At 42.5% G+C, this 22,684-nt stretch carries 16 protein-coding genes and 4 pseudogenes; 14 read left to right on the forward strand and 6 right to left on the reverse strand.

Going from position 1 to position 22,684, the window contains the following annotated elements; genetic code table 11:
* Nucleotides 1–49: 49 nt before the first annotated feature.
* From glgB to LLY41_RS04585, 5 genes and pseudogenes are all read left to right on the forward strand, one after another.
* Nucleotides 50–1,995: pseudogene (gene glgB, locus LLY41_RS04565) on the forward strand (1,4-alpha-glucan branching enzyme).
* Nucleotides 1,937–3,082, forward strand: a complete 1,146-nt coding sequence (locus LLY41_RS04570; RefSeq protein WP_095244542.1) for a glucose-1-phosphate adenylyltransferase — start codon at nt 1,937–1,939, stop codon at nt 3,080–3,082. Before glgB ends, LLY41_RS04570 begins: the two are co-directional and overlap by 59 nt.
* 53 nt (nt 3,083–3,135) lie before the next feature.
* Nucleotides 3,136–4,163 (forward strand): annotated as a pseudogene (locus tag LLY41_RS04575) (sugar phosphate nucleotidyltransferase).
* Nucleotides 4,160–5,611, forward strand: a complete 1,452-nt coding sequence (gene glgA, locus LLY41_RS04580) for a glycogen synthase GlgA (RefSeq protein WP_095244540.1) — start codon at nt 4,160–4,162, stop codon at nt 5,609–5,611. Before LLY41_RS04575 ends, glgA begins: the two are co-directional and overlap by 4 nt.
* Nucleotides 5,601–8,016 (forward strand): annotated as a pseudogene (locus LLY41_RS04585) (glycogen/starch/alpha-glucan phosphorylase). The gene glgA and the pseudogene LLY41_RS04585 overlap by 11 nt, the downstream one beginning before the upstream one ends.
* 96 nt (nt 8,017–8,112) lie before the next feature.
* On the opposite strand, the gene LLY41_RS04590 reads toward LLY41_RS04585, so the two are convergent.
* Nucleotides 8,113–8,961, reverse strand: coding sequence for a dimethylarginine dimethylaminohydrolase family protein (locus LLY41_RS04590; RefSeq protein WP_304587053.1), 849 nt, complete (start codon nt 8,959–8,961; stop codon nt 8,113–8,115).
* Nucleotides 8,962–9,115: 154 nt separating this feature from the next.
* Here LLY41_RS04590 and LLY41_RS04595 point away from each other — a divergent pair, with 154 nt between their 5' ends.
* The gene (locus tag LLY41_RS04595; protein WP_048011093.1) at nt 9,116–9,328 is read left to right on the forward strand and encodes a hypothetical protein; all 213 of its coding nucleotides are present in this window, start codon (nt 9,116–9,118) and stop codon (nt 9,326–9,328) included.
* A gap of 65 nt (nt 9,329–9,393) precedes the next feature.
* On the opposite strand, the gene LLY41_RS04600 is transcribed toward LLY41_RS04595, so the two are convergent.
* Entirely contained in the window at nt 9,394–10,158 is a 765-nt protein-coding gene (locus LLY41_RS04600; protein WP_095244537.1) for a TraR/DksA C4-type zinc finger protein, read from the reverse strand.
* 295 nt (nt 10,159–10,453) lie between these two features.
* Nucleotides 10,454–11,386: a 1,4-dihydroxy-2-naphthoate polyprenyltransferase gene (locus LLY41_RS04605; protein ID WP_304587054.1), complete on the reverse strand. Its 933-nt coding sequence runs from the start codon at nt 11,384–11,386 to the stop codon at nt 10,454–10,456.
* A 395-nt stretch (nt 11,387–11,781) separates the two neighbouring features.
* On the opposite strand from LLY41_RS04605, the gene LLY41_RS04610 reads away from it, so the two are divergent.
* From LLY41_RS04610 to menC, 6 genes are all read left to right on the forward strand, one after another.
* Complete coding sequence (locus tag LLY41_RS04610; protein WP_304587055.1) at nt 11,782–13,191, forward strand: isochorismate synthase; 1,410 nt, start codon at nt 11,782–11,784, stop codon at nt 13,189–13,191.
* The gene (menD, locus tag LLY41_RS04615) at nt 13,188–14,933 is read left to right on the forward strand and encodes a 2-succinyl-5-enolpyruvyl-6-hydroxy-3-cyclohexene-1-carboxylic-acid synthase (RefSeq protein ID WP_095244534.1); all 1,746 of its coding nucleotides are present in this window, start codon (nt 13,188–13,190) and stop codon (nt 14,931–14,933) included. The genes LLY41_RS04610 and menD overlap by 4 nt, the downstream gene beginning before the upstream one ends.
* A 6-nt stretch (nt 14,934–14,939) precedes the next feature.
* Nucleotides 14,940–15,785, forward strand: a complete 846-nt coding sequence (gene menH / locus LLY41_RS04620; protein ID WP_304587056.1) for a 2-succinyl-6-hydroxy-2,4-cyclohexadiene-1-carboxylate synthase — start codon at nt 14,940–14,942, stop codon at nt 15,783–15,785.
* A gap of 75 nt (nt 15,786–15,860) precedes the next feature.
* Entirely contained in the window at nt 15,861–16,682 is an 822-nt protein-coding gene (gene menB, locus LLY41_RS04625; RefSeq protein WP_095244532.1) for a 1,4-dihydroxy-2-naphthoyl-CoA synthase, read from the forward strand.
* 87 nt (nt 16,683–16,769) lie between these two features.
* Nucleotides 16,770–18,257 carry an o-succinylbenzoate--CoA ligase gene (locus LLY41_RS04630; RefSeq protein WP_304588011.1) on the forward strand — a complete coding sequence of 496 codons (1,488 nt, stop codon included), beginning with the start codon at nt 16,770–16,772 and terminating at the stop codon, nt 18,255–18,257.
* A 1-nt stretch (nt 18,258) separates the two neighbouring features.
* Nucleotides 18,259–19,365 carry an o-succinylbenzoate synthase gene (menC, locus tag LLY41_RS04635; RefSeq protein WP_304587057.1) on the forward strand — a complete coding sequence of 369 codons (1,107 nt, stop codon included), beginning with the start codon at nt 18,259–18,261 and terminating at the stop codon, nt 19,363–19,365.
* 364 nt (nt 19,366–19,729) lie between these two features.
* On the opposite strand, the gene LLY41_RS04640 is transcribed toward menC, so the two are convergent.
* Entirely contained in the window at nt 19,730–19,882 is a 153-nt protein-coding gene (locus LLY41_RS04640) for a DUF1540 domain-containing protein (RefSeq protein ID WP_304587058.1), read from the reverse strand.
* A 158-nt stretch (nt 19,883–20,040) separates the two neighbouring features.
* Nucleotides 20,041–21,003: a metal ABC transporter substrate-binding protein gene (locus tag LLY41_RS04645; protein WP_304587059.1), complete on the reverse strand. Its 963-nt coding sequence runs from the start codon at nt 21,001–21,003 to the stop codon at nt 20,041–20,043.
* 267 nt (nt 21,004–21,270) lie between these two features.
* Between LLY41_RS04645 and LLY41_RS04650 the strand changes: the two are divergent.
* Nucleotides 21,271–21,833 (forward strand): annotated as a pseudogene (locus tag LLY41_RS04650) (beta-class carbonic anhydrase).
* Here the strand turns inward: LLY41_RS04650 and yidD are convergent.
* Nucleotides 21,830–22,069: a membrane protein insertion efficiency factor YidD gene (gene yidD / locus LLY41_RS04655; protein ID WP_095244527.1), complete on the reverse strand. Its 240-nt coding sequence runs from the start codon at nt 22,067–22,069 to the stop codon at nt 21,830–21,832. The pseudogene LLY41_RS04650 and the gene yidD overlap by 4 nt on opposite strands.
* Nucleotides 22,070–22,210: 141 nt before the next feature.
* Here yidD and LLY41_RS04660 point away from each other — a divergent pair, with 141 nt between their 5' ends.
* Nucleotides 22,211–22,684, forward strand: a complete 474-nt coding sequence (locus tag LLY41_RS04660; protein WP_095244526.1) for an S-ribosylhomocysteine lyase — start codon at nt 22,211–22,213, stop codon at nt 22,682–22,684.

Raw genomic sequence — 22,684 nt, forward strand, 5'->3', positions numbered from 1 at the left:
GCGAATATAACAGGAAAGTCAAAAGAAACGAGACTGGGTGGGGAGAAGGATGGTAGTGGATACTTTGTTTCCAACCGATTATCAGCTGCATTTGTTCCATGAAGGGACGCTTTATGAGAGTCACCAGTTATTTGGTGCACATGTAGTTTCAAACGGAGGAACAGTGATTACCCGTTTTTGTGTATGGGCACCGAATGCTGAAATTATCAGATTAGTCGGTGATTTCAATGATTGGAATGGAGAAGGCTATACCTTACATAGAGTGAATAATGAAGGTGTCTGGATTATTCAGCTTGATGGAGACATGGAAGGTGCCTTGTATAAGTATGAAATTACAACAAAGAAAGGAGAGCGGTTATTAAAGGCTGATCCTTATAGCTTTTTTTCAGAAGTAAGGCCGAATACAGCATCTAAAGTATATTCGCTGGACGGTTATCAGTGGAATGACGGTAAATGGATGCAAAAAAAGAAAAGAAGCCTATTTTTACAGAGTCTGCTGTCATTTATGAGGTCCATCTTGGTTCGTGGAAGCAAAAAGAATCGGGCAGTCTCTATACGTACCGGGAGCTTGCAGGTGAATTAATACCATATGTAGTGGAGCACGGGTTTACGCATATAGAATTGCTTCCTTTAATTGAGCATCCGCTCGACGCTTCCTGGGGCTATCAGGGAACAGGTTATTACTCGGTTACCAGCCGCTATGGCAGTCCGCATGATTTTATGTATTTTGTTGATCAATGCCACCAGCATGGTGTTGGGGTGATTCTGGACTGGGTGCCGGGGCACTTCTGCAAAGATGCGCATGGCCTTTATCAGTTTGATGGTTCGTATTTGTATGAGTATGAAACAGAAGGCGACAGAGAGAACCGGGTATGGGGCACCGCCAATTTTGATCTCGGCAAAAATGAAGTGCAGAGCTTTCTTATTTCCAACGCTGTTTTTTGGATGGAGAAATACCATATTGACGGCTTCAGGGTTGATGCGGTTGCTAATATGATTTATTGGCCGAACCGGGATGGAAAAACAGAAAACCCGTTTGGTACCGGTTTTCTGCAAAACCTCAATAAAGTGGTTTCACAATATGATTCTTCCTTTCTCATGATGGCAGAGGATTCAACAGACTGGCCGCAAGTGACTGCACCAGTTCAATATGGGGGGCTTGGCTTTCATTACAAGTGGAATATGGGCTGGATGAATGACGTTCTTACATATATGGAAACAGAACCCGAGAGGCGATCTGTTGTCCATGGAAAAATGACATTTTCACTTTTGTATGCTTTTACAGAGAACTTCATACTGCCTTTTTCACATGATGAAGTTGTCCATGGGAAAAAATCGCTGCTGGATAAAATGCCGGGAGATTACTGGCAAAAGTTCGCCCAATACAGGCTCCTGCTAGGCTACATGATTGCCCATCCCGGCAAGAAGCTTCTTTTCATGGGGAGTGAGCTCGGGCAGTTTTCCGAATGGAAAGATAAAGGTCAGCTTGATTGGCATCTGCTTGATTACGAGATGCATCAAAAAGCCAATGATTATGTAAAAGAATTAATAAAGGTATATAAACGTTCCAAGCCTCTTTTTGAGCTTGATCACCTTCAGGATGGCTTTGAATGGATAGATTGTCATAATTCGGACCAGTCCATCTTCTCTTTTATCAGGAAAGGCTCCAAAGAGGATGATTATCTCGTGATTGTCTGTAATTTTACACCGGCTATATATCCAAAATACCGTATAGGCGTACCAAATATGGGATCTTATCGGGAAATCTTTAACAGTGACAATGATATTTTTGGAGGATCAAATTGCACTAATAAGAGGGTCCTTAAGAGTGAGGAAATTGAGTTTCATGGCAAGCCGTTCAGTTTGGAAATGTCTATTCCGCCATTTGGCATTTCAATATTACGCCCTGTAAAACATCGGAAGGAGAGGAAGGAAAATGGGAAAGAAAAAGTGCGTCGCAATGCTGTTAGCAGGAGGGAAAGGGAGCAGGCTTAGCTCTCTGACAAAAAGCCTGGCGAAACCGGCAGTTCCTTTTGGAGGAAAGTATAGGATCATTGATTTTACATTGAGCAATTGCACCAATTCCGGAATTGATACAGTCGGTGTTTTGACACAATACCAGCCGCTGGTTCTGAATTCGTATATTGGCATAGGCAGCGCATGGGATCTTGATAGAAAGAACGGCGGTGTGACAGTGCTGCCCCCTTACAGCGAATCATCGGAAGTCAAATGGTATACGGGAACAGCCAGTGCCATTTATCAGAACCTCAATTATCTAAAGCAATATGATCCAGAATATGTCCTGATCTTATCCGGTGATCATATTTATAAAATGAATTATGAGCTGATGCTTAAGTATCATATTGAAAAAGGCGCGGATGCCACAATTTCAGTAATTGAAGTGCCTTGGCCGGAGGCAAGCAGATTCGGCATCATGAACACGGATGAGGAAATGCGGGTCGCAGAATTTGAGGAAAAACCAGCAAACCCAAAAAATAATCTGGCCTCCATGGGAATATATATATTTAATTGGTCTGTTTTAAAGGAATATCTGGAAATGGATGACCGCAATCCGGAGTCAAGTCATGACTTTGGGAAGGATATCATTCCATTAATGCTTGATGAAAATAAAAAGCTGTTCGCTTACCCATTCAATGGCTACTGGAAAGATGTCGGTACAGTCAAGAGCCTGTGGGAAGCCAATATGGATTTACTGGATGATGAATGCGAGCTGAATCTTTTTGATCATGATTGGCGGATTTATTCGGTGAATCCGAACCACCCTCCACAGTATATTTCAACTCAAGCAGAGGTTGTAGAGTCCTTGATAAATGAAGGCTGTACGGTTGAGGGCGAAGTTGAAAAGTCAGTGCTTTTTCAAGGGGTTCGGGTTGGGAAGAATACGGTGATCCGAGAATCGGTCATCATGCCTGATGCTGTGATTGGCGAAAATGTCTATATTGAAAAGGCGATTGTGCCAAGCGGAATGAACATACCTGACGGCTTTGTGATTAGTGCTTCCGAAGAAGATGATGGAATTATTCTGATAACACAGGAAATGATACAGGGAATTTATTCTTAATATACAGCTGGATGCCGAAATGGCGCCTGGCCACTTAAACGGGAGGGAATGTCATGAAGAAGAGAATGCTTGGTGTGATAGATGCAACAACCTACCATGAGGATTTAGAGGAATTGACAGTACACAGGTCGCTCGCAGCTGTTCCGTTTGCAGGCCGCTACAGGCTGATCGATTTTGTTCTCTCCAATATGGTCAACTCGGATATTGAGAGTGTAGCCATATTTCCGAAGTATCAATATCGCTCTTTAATGGATCACCTTGGCTCAGGGAAGAACTGGGACTTAAACAGAAAAAGGGATGGACTATTCTTTTTCCGTCCCCTTTGCTGGATAGTCCAAGTAAAGGGATCGGATCCTTCAATCTCTTTGCTGCCAATTTGGATTATTTTTATCGCAGCAAGCAGGAGTATGCCTTGATCTCAAACTGTTTCACCGTTTTTAATATGGATTTCAGGCCTGTTCTGGATAGACATATTATGACGGGGTGTGATATTACAGTTGTTCGCCAGGATGGACGGTCGCTGGAAATGTACCTTGTAAAAACCTCGCTGCTTATTAGTTTAATAGAAAATAGAAACGAAACAGGATACACGTGCATGAGTGATGTTGTTACAGATATCCACCATTCGTACACGATATGCAATTATGAATATACAGGCTTGGCCGTTATGATTGATTCCATTGAAAATTACTTTGCTGCCAGCATGGGGCTATTGGAACCGGAGGCATGGAAAAATATATTTCTGCGCAGCCAGCCCATTTATACAAAAGTAAAAGATGAACCGCCAACCCGATATGTAAAAGGTGCGAGCGCAAAGAATTCAATGATTGCAAATGGCTGCATGATTGAAGGAACAGTCGAGAACAGCATTATCTCCCGCGGGGTCAAAATTGGCAAGGGCTCAGTCGTGAAAAATTGTATAATCATGCAAAAAACCCAAATTGGAGAGAACTGTGTTTTAGACTCTGTTATTTTAGATAAAGATGTTAAGGTAGAATCCGGTGCCAGAATTGAGGGAAGAAGTGAAATGCCTCTGGTAATACGCAAAGGTACCGTACAAGGAGCGCTGATGAACTCGTGAAAGTATTGTTTGCTGTTTCTGAATGTGTTCCATTCGTCAAATCCGGAGGTCTTGCCGACGTAGCCGGCTCTCTCCCGAAAGAGCTTGCCAAACAGGGGACTGACGTACGGGTGATTCTTCCCAAGTATGGTTCCATATCAGATGATTTTAAAAAGAAAATGTCAAAAAAGTGCGAGTTTACAGTTCAGGTAGGCTGGAGAAACCAGTATTGCGGAATTGAAGAACTTGAGCACCAGGGAATCACATTCTATTTTGTGGATAATGAATATTACTTTAACCGTGAAAAATTATACGGCTATTTTGATGATGGAGAGAGGTTTGCCTATTTTAACCGGGCCGTGCTGGATGCTCTTCAGCATATAGATTACTGTCCAGATGTTATTCACAGCCATGATTGGCATACCGGGATGATTCCTTTTCTCCTCAGGGTTGAGTATCGTGCGAAAAAGGGGTATGAATTTATTCGGACAGTCTTCACCATTCATAACCTTCAATTTCAGGGGATTATGCCAGGGACTGCTTTAGGGGATCTATTAGGGCTTGACTATAGCCATTTCCATCCGGATAAGCTTGAATTCTTCGGAAACATCAATTTCATGAAGGGCGGACTTGTCGCTGCTGATAAAATTACCACAGTCAGTCCTACGTATAAAGATGAAATTCAAACGGAGTATTACGGTGAGAAGCTGCATGATTTGCTGAAACGCAGAGCTTGTGACCTGGAAGGAATCTTAAATGGGATTGATGATGAATTTTATAATCCTGAAAAGGATCCATATATAAAAGAGAACTATATTGCTGAAAAGCTGCAGATTAAAAAAGAGAATAAAGTTCATCTTCAGAAAAAATTCGGCTTGCCGGTGAAGGAAAAGGTTCCTTTGATAGCCATGGTTACGAGGCTTACAAAGCAAAAGGGCCTGGACCTTGTAAAATGTGTGTTCCATGAGCTTATGCAGGGTGATGTTCAAGTCCTGATTCTAGGGACTGGAGACCGTGAGTTTGAGCAATTTTTCAGGGAGATGGAAGCGGGCTACCCGGATAAATGCAAAGCATATATTGGGTTTGATGAAGGGCTTGCACATGAATTCTATGCAGGGTCCGATTTATTCTTAATGCCTTCACAATTTGAGCCCTGCGGGTTAGGGCAGATGATTGCGATGAGATATGGCTCCATTCCCATCGTCAGGGAAACAGGCGGTTTAAATGATACCGTCCATTCTTACAATGAATACACAGGAGAAGGAAACGGTTTTTCCTTCAGCCACTTTAATGCCCATGACATGCTGTACACCATTCGAAGAGCAATAAGCTTTTACAGTGACAGCAAATTATGGGAGCAGATTATGAAAAATGCGATGGGTATGGATAACAGCTGGGCACAATCTGCTTTCAAATACAATCAGCTATATGCAGGCCTTGTTTCAAGGAGTGAAAGCCATGTTTTCTGATCGCGATGAGTTCAAAGAGGAATTCCTGAAGAAACTGGAGATGACCTGTGGAAAAAGCTTTGGCGAAAGCACAGAAAGAGATCATTACTTCACTCTCGGAAATATGATCAGGGAACATGTGAGCACAGAGTGGATTAATACAAATGAGCGGTACCGCATCGACCGTGAAAAGCAGGTATATTACTTATCCATTGAGTTTTTATTGGGCCGCCTGCTTCATCATAATCTGATAAACCTGGGAATTGAGCAGGTTGTAAAAGATGGTCTGGCAGATCTGGGCATTGACCTGAAACCGCCTTGAAGAAATCGAAGCAGATGCAGGGCTTGGAAACGGGGGACTGGGACGTCTGGCGGCCTGTTTTATGGACTCGCTGGCATCCTTAAATCTTCCGGGCCATGGCTGCGGAATTCGATATAAGCATGGCCTGTTTGAGCAGAAAATTGTGGATGGCTACCAGGTAGAGCTTCCGGAGCAGTGGCTGCGGAACGGCCATGTATGGGAAGTTAGAAAAGCAGACCTGGCAATCGAAGTTCCCTTTTGGGGTAAAGTTGAAACGGCTGAAGACAGAGGCAGGCTTGTGTTCCGCCATGTGAATGCTGAGACCATTTCGGCAGTTCCATACGATATGCCTGTGGCTGGGTATCAAACAGATACGATTAACACTCTCAGGCTTTGGAATGCTGAGCCGTCTCCTTATCCTGTAAATCATGATATTTTAAAATATAAACGGGAAACCGAATCTGTTTCGGAGTTTCTCTATCCTGATGATACCCATGATGAGGGGAAGATCCTAAGGTTGAAGCAACAATACTTCCTTGTTTCGGCCAGTATCCGATCCATTGTGCGTTCCTATCGAAAGCAGCATACCAGTTTAAGAGATTTCCATGAATATGTGAGCATTCATATTAATGATACACATCCGGTTCTTGCCATTCCTGAACTTATGCGGATTCTGCTGGATGAAGAGGGAATGGGCTGGGAGGATGCCTGGGATATTACGGTCCGGACGATTGCCTATACGAATCATACAACTCTTTCAGAGGCATTGGAGAAATGGCCTGTCCGCATATTCCAGCCTTTGCTGCCGCGGATTTTTATGATCGTGAACGAAATCAATGAACGCTTTTGCCGCGATCTTTGGGAGAGATTCCCGGGGGACTGGAAGCGGATTGAGGATATGGCGATCATCGCGCACGACCAGGTTAAGATGGCCCATCTTGCTCTTGTCGGGAGTTCCAGCGTAAATGGTGTTGCCGCCCTTCATACAGAAATCTTAAAGAAGCGGGAAATGAATCAGTTCTATGAAATTTTTCCTGAGAAATTTAATAATAAAACCAATGGGATTACACATAGAAGATGGCTTCTGAAAGCCAATCCGCTTTTATCTGGTCTTATAAATGAGAGCATTGGGGCAGGCTGGATTCGGGAACCGGAAAAGCTTCGCGAACTGGAAGATTTTAAGAATGATAGGGTTTTCCTTGGACAGCTGCATCAGATTAAGCAATTGAACAAGGAAAGATTGGCAAAGCGCATTCAGGAGCAGCAGGGCATTAAGGTTGATACGTCTTCCATTTTTGACATTCAGGTTAAGCGTCTGCATGCTTATAAACGCCAGCTGTTAAATATTCTTCATGTTATGCACTTATATAACCGGCTGAAGGAAGATTCCAATTTCCGCATGCATCCGCGGACTTTTATTTTTGGAGCAAAAGCTTCCCCTGGCTATTACTATGCAAAGAAAATCATCAAATTAATTAATACCGTTGCTGAAAAGGTGAACAATGACCCACAGACAAGAGAGGTGCTAAAGGTTATCTTTCTTGAAAATTATCGGGTTTCGCTGGCAGAGGAAATTTTCCCCGCTGCAGATATCAGCGAGCAGATTTCTACAGCAAGCAAGGAAGCTTCCGGTACAGGGAATATGAAATTCATGATGAATGGCGCTTTGACAGTTGGTACACTGGATGGAGCCAATATTGAGATAAAAGAAAAAGCAGGAGATGACAATATCTTCATCTTTGGATTAACTGCAGATGAGGTGCTCAGCTATTACCAGAATGGCGGTTATAATTCCAGAGAGTATTACCATCATGATAAGAGAATCCGCCAGGTCACCGACCAGCTTGTGAATGGATTTTTCCCGGATGCTGATGATGAGTTCGAGCCCATTTTTGACTCACTGCTGATGGAAAATGACCAGTATTTTGTATTGCGGGATTTTGCTTCGTATGTCAATATCCAGAAAGAAGCCGGAAAGGCATATGAGGATCGGAATCATTGGCTGAAAATGAGCTTAATGAACATTGCCGGCTCAGGCTATTTCTCAAGCGACCGCACAATCAGCGAATATGCGCGCGAAATCTGGAAAATCAAACCCGCTGGCGTTGAGATGATGAATAAGTAAAAAGAAAAACAGCCTTCTTGTGAGAAGAGGCTGTTTTTGTTTAGTAGTGCCAATAACGCTCAAAAAGGCGTTTTTCTGAGAATCTATAATCATTATTTACCCTTTACTGCGCCTAACCGGCAACGTACAGCAGCGGAAGGCACCTCCGGATTTAATAATTTCAGTAATGTCTACCTCAATGACTTCATAGCCCCTGGACCTGAGCTCTTTATTGACATTTTTATTAACGGGAAGACTGAATACTTTCTTATTGCCAATGGAAAGGACGTTCGTTCCGAGTGTGAATTGCTCCTCTTCCGACACTTTTATTAAATCATAGCGTGATTCCAGCATTTTAACTTTTTCCCCGTGGATCTCTCCTGGGAAAATAAGAGCTTCTTCAGGTGAAAGGATATTAAATACACAATCAAGGTGAAGATAAGTATCAGTGAAAGGGATGGATACGACCTCATAATCAGGCATAAGGCTGCGAAGATGCTCAATCGCATCCTCATGGGTCCTGCTGCTCACTCCGGCATATATAGTATGGCCGTCAATGAGAACATCGCCACCTTCTATACGATCACCCGTAAGATTGTAAAAAGGAACCTGACTTGCTTCCAGCCATTGTTTCAGAACATTTTCCTCTCCCTGCCGGATATCAGTAGCCATTTCGGCAACGTAAACTTTTTCTCCAAGCGTAAATCCAATATCGCGGGTAAAAACCTGTTCAGGATATTTTTCCAGCGGGGGCAGCAGAACGACTTCGATTCCCTGATCCTTCAATGCGCTGACAAAATGCCTGTGCTGTTTCATCGCCACGTCGATATTAATTCCCTCTTTTTCATAATGCTTCTGCGTTTCATTAATGGTATCCACAATCGTCATGTACTTTGGTTCACATAACACTACTTGCTCAAGTTTGTCATATTCTGAAAAGCATGCTGCTTTCATTTGTGCGGACATAATGAACCTCCCAGCAAATTATTCTAAAACTAATATTTCCTTTGTGGAGAAGTTTTACTCTGCAAAGTAACAATATTAACAATAATTTCCACTACAAAAAAGGTTTAAAAACCCTGATAATGAAATCATTAGATATAAAGGGGGTAGCTGTTAAGTGTACCAAATCGAGAGAGGATCTATGGAAGAAGTTTTGCTGCATCTTCAAAATATTGGACTGCAACTAAATGAATTCGAGAAAACAAGTGATTCTATTCCGGTGAAAAATTATAAAGAACTGCTGGAATTCAGCATCTCCATTGCCCGCCGCACAAACGATGTTTCCGATACTATTGATGAGATTATCCAGGATATCGAATCCAAACTATAAATATATAAGGGTATCTTATTTTGCCATTTGACATAAAAAAGCGATGCAGCTGCATCGCTTTTACTTTAATCCTTATCTTTCTTATCTTCATCCACATAGCCGTCAGTCTCATGATACGGCACATCCCCGAAAGGTGCTTCGATATCATTTTCATCCAGCATGGCTTCATACTCTTCATGTTTCTTGGAAGGATAGATTTTTCTCTCCTTGCCTTCAAGGTCATTTCCGACAAATGTCTCATAATCTTCTGTAAAACCTTCGTCATCATGGCCTTCATTATAAAGGGAATTGTAATCTTCATAGTCCCCCCTTAAATCAGAGGGTGTCTCAGAAGTGCCAAAACGGGCAACTTCCTGAAAGCTGTCTTCATTATCTACTACTTCCCTGAATTGATGATGCTGAAAGGTATTCCCATGAGCAGGTTCAAGCACATCTTCCTCAACAGGACGGTCTCCCGGCACATTTTGTTCAGGACTATGATCCATACAGTAAAGGGTTGCCGGAATCACTTCCAGCCGCTCATATGGAATATCAGAACCGCACTGTTTACACTTGCCGTATGAACCATCTTCAATTGCCTTTAATGCAGCATTCACTTTATTGAGTTCAGAGTCATGGTGCTCTTCCAATGCAAAATCCTTTTCGCGTTCATAAAGTTCAGAACCCATATCTGCGGGATGGTTATCATATAGAGATAGCTCTCCTACTGCATCTCTGGCGCTTGCTCCTTCCAGACTGCCTTCTTTATTGCCCTGCAGCTGGGACTCCAGTGATTCCTTTTCATCATTCAATTCCTTTTTTAAAGTACTGATCTGTTCATTGGTCAACATACTATGTCACATCCTTAGTTTTGATGATTTTTATAAATGCCTGTTGATCTGATAGTCAAGCTTATAATAAAGACGAGCTCTGACAGTTTTGCTCCGCCGGATATCAAATCTTAGTCCATATGGGTTTAGTATGGACGTAGTTTGCAAAATCATAACGGAAGAAGTAATTTTACGGCCTGTATCTTCCTTACGTAAAAATTACCCGTTAAAAATGGGATGAAACCAAGGTGACGCTTTCTGCTGGTTTTTTCCAAACAAAAAACCCCTGCCATAGAAGCAGAGGTTTATTAAATGATTATAGTAGATATCCGAGGAACAGGCCTACTGATAAAAGGAAGCCAAAGATTGTATTTGTCTGTGCAGTTGCTTTCATCGCAGGCATCATTTGCATCGGAAGTGTATTGCCGATGAAGCCTTTCGTTGCTTTAATGGCCTTAGGCGCACTAAGGACAACGATAGCAAGCCATGGTGTTATGATGCTTATGGCGATTAATATGAAGACCCATGCATAAGACACGATGAACATACCGGCAAGCAGGTTAATCGCTCCTTTTTTTCCTAAAAGAATAGCCAATGTCTTACGGCCGAACTTCTTGTCGCCATCCAAGTCCCTGATATTATTGGCCAGCAGAATGGCGCCAACAAGAATCAATATAGGGAACGAAACTAAAACACTTGTTGCGGTTACGGTTCCTGCCTGGATATAGAAAGATATAAGAATGATTAGCATGCCCATGAAAAAACCTGCGAATAATTCACCAAATGGTGTGTAGGCAATCGGAAGAGGACCGCCTGTATATAAATATCCTACTGCCATGGAGGCAAGTCCGATTGCTGCAATCCACCAGCTTGTGTTCATGCAAATATAGAAACCAAGTAATATCGAAATCCCGTAAAGCCCAAAAGCCAAATTCAGGACCGTTTTTGGTTTGATTCCTTCACGGACAATCGCTCCGCCGATTCCAACAGAGTCTTCCGTATCAAGCCCTCTTTTGAAATCATAATATTCGTTAAACATATTGGTAGCAGCCTGAATTAGCAGACTTGCTGCCAGCATGGCAAAAAACAGGCTGAAATTTATTTCGGTAAGTTCCATTGCAAGAGCTGTTCCAAGTAAAACGGGAACAAAAGCAGCGGTCAAAGTATGCGGCCTGGTCAGCTGCCACCAGACTCTCCAGTTCTTTGAGCTCGAAGCAGGCGGAAAATTGGTCTGTGCTTGTGGTTGCATGATAACTCTCCCCTTAATTATCTATTCTGTAATGGTATCAATGATTGAATCATTCAAACTTGTTTATTTTAACTGATTATCAGGGTATTGTCAAAGTAAACCCCCATAAGCCAACTATACCAAACACCTTAAGTTTAGGTAAATACCGCAGGAGTGTCAACGTATTATTGCCGTAAAATGTACCGGTATTTGCCATGAATGCTGTAACGTAACAGTTATTTACAGTGAACCTGAGTTAATTGATATTATAGATGCCGAAAGTAAGCTATAATATAAAGGATACAATAAAGGAATGACCGGATTGACATCATTGACATTCCTTGAATCACAGGTGTATCTTAGAATAAGTTTAAAGTAGGATAACGGCAATTTAAGCTGTTATTGGAGGGATTTTTTTGGTTACGATACAAGATACGGAACTAAAAGAAGGGATCCAGGAGGCGATTGAGAGGGCCAAAGCCTTATCAAAGCCTGTTTTAGTGAGTGAAGTGAAAAAAATAAATCATATAGACCCCCTTTCTTTTTATGCGGCAGGAAAGAGCCGTTTTTTTGGTGAACGCTTTTTCTGGAAGGATCCTTCCAGTGAAGCTTATATAATCGGGCTTGGCATCTGCAGGCAAATCCAGTCAGACGAAAATATAGACAGATTTAATCGGGTTGAAAAGGAATGGAAGCGTTTTATTAATAACAGTATTATTTTTAACTCTTATAATGAAAATGCAACCGGGCCCGTAATGTTTGGCGGTTTTTCTTTTGACCCGCTGAAGCAGAAAACAAAGCTTTGGTCGAAGTATTCCAATTCCCTTTTTCATGTGCCGGCTTATATGTACAGTGAAATCAATGGACAAGCTTTTTTGACAACAAATGTTGTCTGTACACAGCATGATAGTGAATCACTTTTTGAAAAGATAGCCGCTGAAAGAAGCATGCTAATAGGTTCAATTAATGATTATCATCCTGAGAGTGCAAACACTCTTCAGGAAGAAGCGGATATCAATCCTGAAAAATGGATGGAGACAGTGGATGAAATTGTTGATGAACTAAAATCAGGATCCCTATTAAAAAAGGTTGTGCTTGCGAGGGAATCCAGGCTCATTTATGAAAAGCCGATTGAGATTGAAAGAGTTCTTCAGAATTTGATGAAAATGCAGAGTGAAAGCTTTATCTTTGCGTTTGAATCGAACGGTGACTGCTTTATTGGAGCCTCTCCTGAACGACTTATAAAAAAATACGGGGAAAACGTGTTTACAACTTGTCTGGCAGGTTCCATCCCCAGAGGCAAATCGGAAGAAGATGATCATATCCTTGGAGAAACATTACTGCATGATCAAAAGAACTTGACTGAACATCAATATGTGGTGGATATGATAAAGGAAGCTATGGAAGAATCCTGCACAGAAGTTGAACTGCCGAATGAACCACAGCTGATGAAGATGCGGGATATTCAGCACCTATATACCCCTGTAATAGGAAAGACCAAGGAAGATGCTTCACTTCTTGCTTTAGTCGACCGTCTTCACCCGACTCCTGCTCTTGGAGGCCTGCCTAAAAGAGAAGCTGTAGAAAAAATCAGAGAAGCAGAAGAACTGGATCGCGGCTTTTATGCTGCTCCGTTAGGATGGATGGATTTTAGAGGAAATGGCGAATATGCTGTTGCGATAAGGTCCGGTTTAATTCAGGGGAATGAGGCATCCTTATTTGCAGGCTGTGGAGTAGTACAGGATTCAAATGCCGAAAGCGAATACCAGGAAACAAAGATTAAATTCCGGCCTATGCTTACGGCTCTTGGGGGTTATGAAAAGTGAATCATCAGGAAGCTTTAACTTCATATATAGCCGCATTTGTGGCTGAATTAGTAAAAAGCGGGGTAGAGGATGTCGTGGTCAGTCCCGGCTCCCGTTCTACCCCAATGGCAATGGTAATGGCAGAGCATCCGGCGCTTCGTGTGCATATTCATGTAGACGAGCGTTCGGCTGCCTTTTTTGCGTTGGGCATTGCTAAAGCATCCCAGAAACCGGCAGCTTTGCTGTGTACATCCGGAACAGCTGCTGCCAATTACTACCCGGCCATTGTGGAAGCCAGGTATTCCAGGGTGCCGCTAATCGTGCTTACAGCGGACCGGCCTCATGAACTAAGGGACGTAGGCGCTCCACAGGCGATCGATCAAATCCATTTGTATGGTAATAATGTAAAGTGGTTTGTTGAAATGGCCCCTCCCGAGAATTCTGCAGAAATGCTTCGTTATGCCCGGACAGTATGTGCGAGAGCTGCTTCCGCCGCAAAGAGTTCACCGGCTGGACCTGTTCATCTTAATTTCCCTTTCCGTGAGCCGCTAGTTCCGAAGCTGGATCGTGCTGATTTATTCGAGCTTAGTGAACGGACGGAAGGGTATGTAAATATTCAGGGTGGCAAGCTTTGTTTGCCTAACGAAGAGTACAAAGAAATGGCACAGATCTTAAACTCTGCCCATAAAGGGATTATAATCTGCGGCCATCTGGAAAAGTCCGGCTTTCCGGCTGCCGTTATTAAACTGGCGGAAAAGCTGAACTTTCCGATCATTGCCGATCCATTATCACAGTTGAGAAGCGGACTGCACGATGGCAGCTTCATTATGGATGCATATGATACCTTTTTGAAAAATGACGATGCAAAAAAAGCGCTTAAGCCGGATGTTATCATTCGCTTCGGTGCTATGCCTGTATCAAAGCCATTGTCCATTTTCATGAAAGAAAACAGTACTGCCCGGCAGATTATTGTTGATGGAGGCGGCGGATGGCGTGATCCTTCACTGCTCTCGACCGAAATGATTCATTGCGATGAGCTGCTGTTCTGTGAATCTGTCACGTCATATTTAAACACCTCAGAAAATGATGAATTCATTGCACTTTGGAAAAAAATCAATGAACTTACAAGAGTGAAGCTTGCTGATATTAATGAAGCAGATGAAATGAGCGAGGGTAAATTGTTTTTCCAGCTCGCTGAAATGCTTCCAGAAGGCTCAACCTTATTTGTAGGAAACAGTATGCCTATACGGGATCTGGATACTTTTTTCCATTTTAATCAAAAAGGCATTAAAGTAATGGCTAACAGGGGAGCAAATGGCATTGATGGCACTGTTTCAACTGCTCTTGGTGCCGGGATGGCTTCTCAGCCGCTCTATCTTGTGCTCGGTGATTTAACCTTCTTTCATGATTTAAATGGTTTAATTGCCTCTAAGCTGTATGGAATTGATATTAATATTTTGCTGATTAATAATAATGGAGGCGGAATCTTCTCATTTCTTCCTCAGGCGAATTATCCCAATAACTTTGAAAAACTGTTCGGAACACCGCTGGATCTTGATTTCAGCCATGCCATTAAGATGTTTGGCGGACAATATGATTTAATATCAGATTGGGAACATTTTATTTCCGCCTTCAAACGGAACATGGACATACCTGGCTTGAAGGTAATGGAAATTACGACAAATCGGGACAGGAATTTAACCGAGCATCGAGAATTGTGGAATTCTGTTTCCCGGGAAATAAGTCGATTGCTGGAAGGGTGAATACCGATGAAATATGTCATGAATGGGGTTCACTATAATGTCGATACGTGGGGTAAGGGATTTCCGCTTCTTCTCCTTCATGGCTTCACAGGAAATAGTGAGGGCTGGAAAGAGTTCGCTCCCTTCTGGAAAGGACATTCGAAAGCCATTGCTTTGGACATAATCGGGCATGGGAAGTCTGGAGCCCCATCTGATATTGGCCATTATCAAATAGAAGAGTGTGCCGCTGTGATAAACAGTCTCTTAGAAAAGATGGGAATCGAGAAAATTGATGTTCTTGGATATTCCATGGGGGGGCGGCTTGCGCTGACTTTTGCAGTTAAATATCCTGAAAAAATCCGCACGCTGATTTTGGAAAGTGCTTCCCCAGGGCTTAGGACAGAAGAAGAAAGGCATGAAAGAAAAGTGCAGGATGCCAGGCTGGCTGACAGAATCAGGAAGGAAGGCGTTGTGGATTTTATCGGCTATTGGGAGAATATCCCGTTATTTCAGAGCCAAAGGAATCTTCCTGAACAAATCCGCACACGAATAAGGAATCAGCGTATGGCCAATTCTATTGTTGGTCTGGCAAACAGCCTGAATGGAATGGGCACCGGCTCACAGCCATCCTGGTGGGGGGAGCTCGGTAATCTGAAAATGCCAGTCCTTCTATTGACCGGGGAGCTGGACCAAAAATTCTGCAGAATTGCAGAAGAGATGTCGAAAGCATTGCCAAATGTTCAGTGGAAGTCCGTCAAAAATGCAGGACATGCAATTCATGTGGAGAAACCTGAATTATTTGGTACAATAGTAAGTGGGTTTTTGTCGCAATCAGGGGAGATTAATACAAAAGCAGTAAAGATTGAGGAATGATGTCCTTTGCTGGCGTTAAGCTGTGCGGCAATTATCGAGCTATCTAATACAATACATATTGAGGAGGAATCATGTATGTCAGCTGTAGAATGGGTTGCAGGAAAAAAGTACGAAGAGATTATGTATGAAACATACAATGGAATAGCGAAAATTACTATTAACAGACCGCAAGTCCACAATGCCTTTACTCCAAGAACGGTAATGGAATTAATTGATGCATTTGCGTACGCGCGTGATGATGAAAATGTAGGTGTTATTGTCCTAACTGGTGCTGGAGACAAAGCATTTTGTTCAGGCGGAGACCAATCTGTCAGAGGACATGGCGGATATGTAGGGGATGACCAGATCCCTCGTTTAAATGTTTTGGATCTTCAGCGCTTAATCCGTGTCATTCCTAAACCGGTTATTGCGATGGTAAAAGGCTATGCGATTGGCGGAGGACATGTCCTTCATATCGTATGTGACTTAACGATTGCAGCTGATAACGCTGTATTTGGACAAACAGGACCTAAAGTGGGAAGCTTCGATGCAGGTTACGGTTCAGGATATCTTGCAAGAATCGTCGGCCATAAGAAAGCACGCGAAATTTGGTATCTGTGCCGCCAGTACGGAGCTCAGGAAGCTCTGGATATGGGTCTTGTTAATACAGTTGTTCCGCTTGAGAAAGTGGAAGAAGAAACAATTCAGTGGTGTGAAGAAATTCTGGAGAAGAGCCCGACTGCTATCCGTTTCTTGAAGGCTGCCTTCAACGCGGATACAGATGGACTTGCTGGAATCCAGCAATTCGCCGGTGACGCAACCCTTCTATACTATACAACGGATGAAGCGAAGGAAGGCCGTGACGCATTCAAAGAAAAGCGTAAACCGGACTTTGGTCAATTCCCGCGTTTCCCTTGATTTCAGGGGAATACTATTTTTCAGCTTGATGGCCAGTCCATCAGGCTGTTTTTATATGAAAAAATCGCATGAAATGAGGTGATTATGATGGAAGCGCAAATAGTGCCGAATTTCCTTCAAAAACGGGCGTTTTTAACACCTGAACGCCCAGCCCTTTCTTTCTTGGAAAAAACCTATACATTTTCCGAAGTATATGAGCGTGCATACATGATAGCAGGACAATTACAGGCAGCTGGATTAAAGAGAGGCCAGTTTGCAGGGGTGCTTCTGAGAAATCATGAAGACAGTGTTTTTATCCTTTTGGCTCTGCAGCTAATCGATGTGAAGGCCGTTATATTAAATAACAGGCTGACTGCCGAGGAATTAATTTGGCAGCTGGATGATTCGAAGTCCGCTTTCCTTATAACGGAGAGTTCTTTTGATGGAGTTAGCCAAAAGGTTGTAAACTCTTTACGGGGAATTTCGACGATACATAAAGAAGACCTCTTCAGGAAAGCTCCTGCCGAGCCGGCATTAATAGAAGAAATAAGTCTTAATGAAGTTTGTACTGTCATGTATACATCCGGTACAACAGGGAATCCGAAAGGTGTTCTGCAAACCTACGGCAATCATTGGTGGAGTGCAGTGGGGTCTGCATTAAACTTAGGGCTGAATGAAAACGACAGCTGGCTGTGTGCTGTTCCGATTTTTCATATTAGCGGCTATTCCATTTTAATGCGCAGCATCATCTACGGCATGAAAATGGTTCTTTTTGAATCTTTCCATGAGAAAAAAGCCATCAAAGCCATTTCCGCCGAAAAGGTGACCATCATGTCTGTTGTGAGTACGATGCTCACCCGGATTGCAGATGAATTAAAAAATGAGCAGATGCCGGACTATTTCAGATGTATGCTTTTAGGAGGAGGTCCAGCAGCAAAATCTCTTCTGGAGGTTTGCAGGGAGAAGGATATTCCTGTTTACCAGACTTACGGAATGACGGAAACTTCGTCACAGATTGTTACTCTGCCTCCGGAATACAGTTTCAGCAAATTAGGATCAGCCGGAAAGCCATTATTTCCTTCCCAGCTGAAAATTTTTAATCCGAATGGGGGGCTTGCGGACCCTGGAGAAGCGGGTGAGATTCTTGTGAAAGGCCCGAATGTGACAAAAGGGTATTTAAACCGTGAAGAAGAAACTGCGAAAAAAATAAAAGATGGCTGGCTCTCAACCGGAGATATAGGCTATGTCGATCAAGAAGGATTTTTATATGTACTAGACCGGCGTTCAGACTTGATCATTTCAGGCGGAGAAAATATTTATCCTGCTGAAATTGAGGGCGTTCTTGCTTCACACCCCCAAATATCGGATGCAGGGGTTATTGGCATGAGGGATAATGTTTGGGGTGAAGTGCCGGTCGCCTTTATTGCCGGAGAAGAAAGCCTGGATAAAAAAGAAGTGACAGATTACTGCTTAGAGAGGCTGGCAAAGTATAAAGTGCCTAAAAAGATCATCATGATTAATGAAATTCCCAGGAATGCTTCTAAGAAGATATTAAGAAGGAAGCTCCGGGAACTGCTCGGGGAAAGCGGGAAATAGCATGGATATTAAAACAGTTACTTTGTATAAAATTGCGATGCCCCTAAAAACGCCATTTTCCACTCATTTAGGAACTGTTAAAGATAGAGAGGGAATCATAGTTGAAGTAATTGATACGGAAGGACGGAAGGGATATGGGGAAGGAGTCGCTTTTTCTTCCCCCTGGTATACAGAGGAAACGGTTGAGACGAGCTATCATGTGCTAAAGAAGTTTCTTATCCCGATCCTGCGTATAGCTGGTATTAAGCATCCTTCAGATGCAGGACGTGCTTTTGAAGCCCTGCGAAGAAATCAAATGGCAAAAGCAGCGCTGGAAACGGCTTTATGGGATCTGGCTGCTAAAAAAGAAAATAGCTCTCTTTCTGAATTTATAGGAGGTAAGAGGGAACAAATCCTATCCGGCGTGGTTGTTGGCGCCAAAACAAAGGAAGAAGTAAGAAGGCAAATTGAAAGCTATCTGGAGAGCGGCTATCAAAGGGTCAAAATAAAAATCAGCCCCGAAAATGATTATGAATTGATCTCAGACATCCGCCGCTATTATCCCGATTTGCCAATCATGGCTGATGCTAATTCAGCTTATTCATTAGGGGATATAGACCAGTTAAAAAGGCTTGATGACTTCGGGCTCTTGATGATTGAACAGCCGCTTGAATATGATGATATTGTTGATCATGCAAAGCTTCAGAAGGAATTGCAAACACCGATCTGCCTGGATGAAAGTATTGTTACCTTTAATGATGCCAGAAGAGCTGTCGAGCTTGGAAGCTGTAAAGTAATTAATATTAAGATTGGCCGGGTTGGAGGTCTGGGGACAGCAAGGAAAATTCATGATTATTGCCTGGATAAGGGGATCGCAATCTGGTGTGGAGGTATGTTGGAGTTTGGAATCTCCCGTGCCCATAATATTGCGCTGGCTTCTCTGGAGGGCTTTGCTATTCCCGGTGATATTTCAGCGTCAGAAAGGTATTGGGAAGAAGATATTATTCTTCCTGAGGTCACCGTAAAGAACGGAATGATTAAGGTTCCTGATAAACCGGGAATTGGTTTTGAGATTAATGAGAAAAGACTGAGTGAAGTTACCATCTCAAAGGAAAGCTTTATCCTGTAGAAAAAAACCGCAGTTCTATCCGGCAGAAACTGCGGTTTTCGTTTGAGTGCAAAAAAATAAGACGCATACCCAGCGCCTTTTATGATCAGTTATTGAGTAATTTCGTCTTTAATAAATGAATCTTCCTTAATGGCAAAGGAGCTTAATCCAGCAGCAGCGGCAAAAGCAGCTCCAAGCAAAATAACGGTTGATAACATATGTATCACTCCTATAGGTTATTGTTATTCTATACATTCCCGCTAAAAAAAATAATAAACTTATTTATTTAAAAAAAAAAGCGGTGCAGCCCATGCACCGCTTTTGCAGTATTATGCAAAAATGGAACTGCCGGAATTCGACAAAATTCGGGCGGTGCCTGTCACCATTAATGCGGTTCGAACGTTTGGCAGTCTGTTTCTTTGGTGTCGTCTGCCGTTTTGCCAGTATGGCTGACTACGTATATCTGGTCTGCGCTGCATCGGTTTCCATCTTTCCAGAAAGTGCAGTTGTTTACTTCACATAAAACATCTTTTGCCATTAATTATTCCTCCTAAGCAGAAAAAATATGACCAGGCCGAAATCGCGGGGTCTTTTATATTTTCTGCAATGCCCGCCAAATCAGTCATGGCATTTGAAGGAATGTCATGACCTGCATTTCAGATGAAAAAACCTCCCAGGGCGGGAGGTGGAATGTGATTATTCATTTAAAGCTTTTTTTAGGGCCGACAGATTGTCTTGCATAAGGGTAAAATACGTTTGGTTCTCTTTTAGATCTTCTTCCGTTAATACGGATAAATTATGCAGCAGTAAAGGACTTGCGCCAATTTCCTTTTGCAGAATTTCCGTCAGTCTTGAGCTGACATTCTGTTCAAAAAATACATATTTTAAGCCATGTTCTTTTGCTTCTGCAATGATTTTCTGCAGTTCTTTCTGAGTAGGCTCACTGGAGGAATTCAAGCCTGATACACTGATTTGATCCAGACCATATCGGTCTTCCCAATAACCATAGGCTGCGTGTGAAACAATGAATTCCTGATGCTTTGCACTTTGAACCGTCTGTTCATAATCTTTATGAAGATTATCAAGCTCCTGGGCAAGCTCCATATAATTTTGTTCAAACTGCTCTTTCTGATCAGGCATCTGTTCCACTAAAGCATCTTTAATTGATTCTGCCAATTCCTTCGAGTATAAAGGATCCAGCCAAACATGGGGGTCGATATCCCCGTGATCATGCCCGTCTTCAGCACCAGCTTCGTGGTCATCTGCATCTTCCTCATGCGCAGGATCATGATTTACATCTGAGTGGACAAACTCCAGGTTTTCTCCAGCTGCCACCATTTTAACATTCTCATTTTTCAATGTGTCTTTTGCCTTTTCCACAAATCCCTCAAGACCCAGCCCTATAAAAATAAACAGATCCGAATCGGCCAGCTTCATCATATCTTTTTGAGAAGGTTCAAAGGTATGTTCATCCGACCCGGGCGGGTAGATGGTCTCAACCTCTATCGCTTTTCCTCCGATTTGTTCAGTAAAGTATTGAAGAGGATAAACTGTTGTATAAACTATAGTTTTGCTGCTGCTTTCCTCTGTCTTTCCCCCTGTACAGCCGGAAAGAATAAGGATTAGCCCCAGAATATATATTAAAAATGCCTTTTTCATTATTCTCCTCCTTTTATAAAGCGTAGTAATTACGATTTATAGAACGGTTAAATGATATTTAATACGGAATCATTACGATTTCCTTAGTTATCTTACAAAATATCCAGCTAAAAAGCAAGGGAAAAATTTGTTTGGAGCTTCTACTTTATGTATCATAATTTTAGAGGCCAGTGAAAGGTCTCTATTAGTATTGACATTTTTTCGTCAAGCAGGGAGCAAATAGCTCTTACAATCAAAGTATTCACAAAAAGACAGGGAGTGGAACAATTGAAACTTTTAGAAGAGATCTTAAACCATAACCAGCAATTTGTTGAAGAAAAAAGTACGAAGAGTTTGAAACAACGAAGTTTCCTAATAAGAAAATGGTTATTCTGACTTGCATGGACACACGTTTAGTGGAGCTTTTGCCAAAAGCGCTTAATGTAAGAAACGGTGATGTGAAAATCATTAAGAACGCAGGAGCTTTAGTAACCCACCCATTTGGAAGTATTATGAGAAGCATATTAATAGCTGTTTATCAGCTGCAGGCGAAAGAAGTGTTTGTTATTGGCCATCGTGACTGCGGCATGAGCGGAATGAAGGCTGATGCGGTTGTCAGCAGCATGAAGGAGAGAGGCATTACTGACGATGCACTGGATACGATGACATACTCAGGAATCGCTGCCGATGATTGGCTAAGAGGTTTTGAAAATGTAGAGAATAGTGTATCCCATAGTGTACATATGGTGAAAAAGCATCCGCTGATGCCGGCAGATGTGCCTGTGCATGGGCTTGTTATTCATCCTGGCACAGGCAAGCTTGACCTTGTAGTGGACGGATACGAGGGTTAATTCTTTTTCTTTTTGGGCCATTGCTCGGGAACCAGGTCGACACCGCCCGGATGAAGGGGATGGCATTTAAGGATCCGTTTTATTGTCAGCCAGCCGCCCTTGAAGGCGCCGAATCGTTTAACTGACTCCAGCCCATAATGGGAACATGTCGGATAAAACCGGCATGTTGGAGGCTTGAGCGGGGAAATCACAACTTGATAAAAACGAAATATTGAAATGAGTATTTTTTTTAGCATGGCATTACCTTTCCCGGTTAAATCATATTTTCTTTTAAAATAACATATTATCATAAAAAAGTCATAATTTTCATATTAATTCGATGAATTTAGTCGGGTATTATGTTATAGTAAAAGGAAAACTTTAGGGGAGTGTTTTGTATGCCTTCAGTAGAAAGTTTCGAGTTGGATCATAATGCTGTAAAAGCGCCTTACGTGAGGCACTGTGGTGTCCATAAAGTGGGCAGTGATGGATTAGTGAACAAGTTTGATATCAGGTTCTGCCAGCCAAATAAACAGGCGATGAAGCCGGATGTCATACACACACTTGAGCATCTGCTTGCTTTTAATATCCGTACTCATGCAGAAAAATATGGCCATTTCGACATTATTGATATTTCCCCGATGGGCTGCCAGACCGGCTATTATTTAGTGGTAAGCGGTGAGCCGTCAGTTGAAGAAATAATTGATCTGCTGGAAGCTACAATGGAAGATGCAGTTGAAATTACCGAAATCCCCGCTGCAAATGAGAAGCAATGCGGTCAGGCAAAGCTTCATGATCTTGAAGGGGCAAAGCGTCTTATGAGATTCTGGCTGCAGCAATCAAAGGATGACTTGAAACAGGTTTTTGCTTAA

It is taken from the genome of Cytobacillus firmus (genome assembly GCF_023612095.1).
GTDB lineage: Bacteria > Bacillota > Bacilli > Bacillales > Cytobacillaceae > Cytobacillus.

Coding starts and splice junctions, on each gene's coding strand:
- LLY41_RS04600 (WP_095244537.1), bottom strand. CDS start 10,158: ATGTTGACCAATGAACAGATCAGTACTTTAAAAAAGGAATTGAATGAT.
- menH (WP_304587056.1), top strand. CDS start 14,940: ATGAAATATGTCATGAATGGGGTTCACTATAATGTCGATACGTGGGGT.
- menB (WP_095244532.1), top strand. CDS start 15,861: ATGTCAGCTGTAGAATGGGTTGCAGGAAAAAAGTACGAAGAGATTATG.
- LLY41_RS04570 (WP_095244542.1), top strand. CDS start 1,937: ATGGGAAAGAAAAAGTGCGTCGCAATGCTGTTAGCAGGAGGGAAAGGG.
- LLY41_RS04590 (WP_304587053.1), bottom strand. CDS start 8,961: ATGTCCGCACAAATGAAAGCAGCATGCTTTTCAGAATATGACAAACTT.
- menC (WP_304587057.1), top strand. CDS start 18,259: ATGGATATTAAAACAGTTACTTTGTATAAAATTGCGATGCCCCTAAAA.
- LLY41_RS04645 (WP_304587059.1), bottom strand. CDS start 21,003: ATGAAAAAGGCATTTTTAATATATATTCTGGGGCTAATCCTTATTCTT.
- LLY41_RS04660 (WP_095244526.1), top strand. CDS start 22,211: ATGCCTTCAGTAGAAAGTTTCGAGTTGGATCATAATGCTGTAAAAGCG.
- yidD (WP_095244527.1), bottom strand. CDS start 22,069: ATGCTAAAAAAAATACTCATTTCAATATTTCGTTTTTATCAAGTTGTG.
- LLY41_RS04640 (WP_304587058.1), bottom strand. CDS start 19,882: ATGGCAAAAGATGTTTTATGTGAAGTAAACAACTGCACTTTCTGGAAA.
- LLY41_RS04605 (WP_304587054.1), bottom strand. CDS start 11,386: ATGCAACCACAAGCACAGACCAATTTTCCGCCTGCTTCGAGCTCAAAG.
- LLY41_RS04630 (WP_304588011.1), top strand. CDS start 16,770: ATGGAAGCGCAAATAGTGCCGAATTTCCTTCAAAAACGGGCGTTTTTA.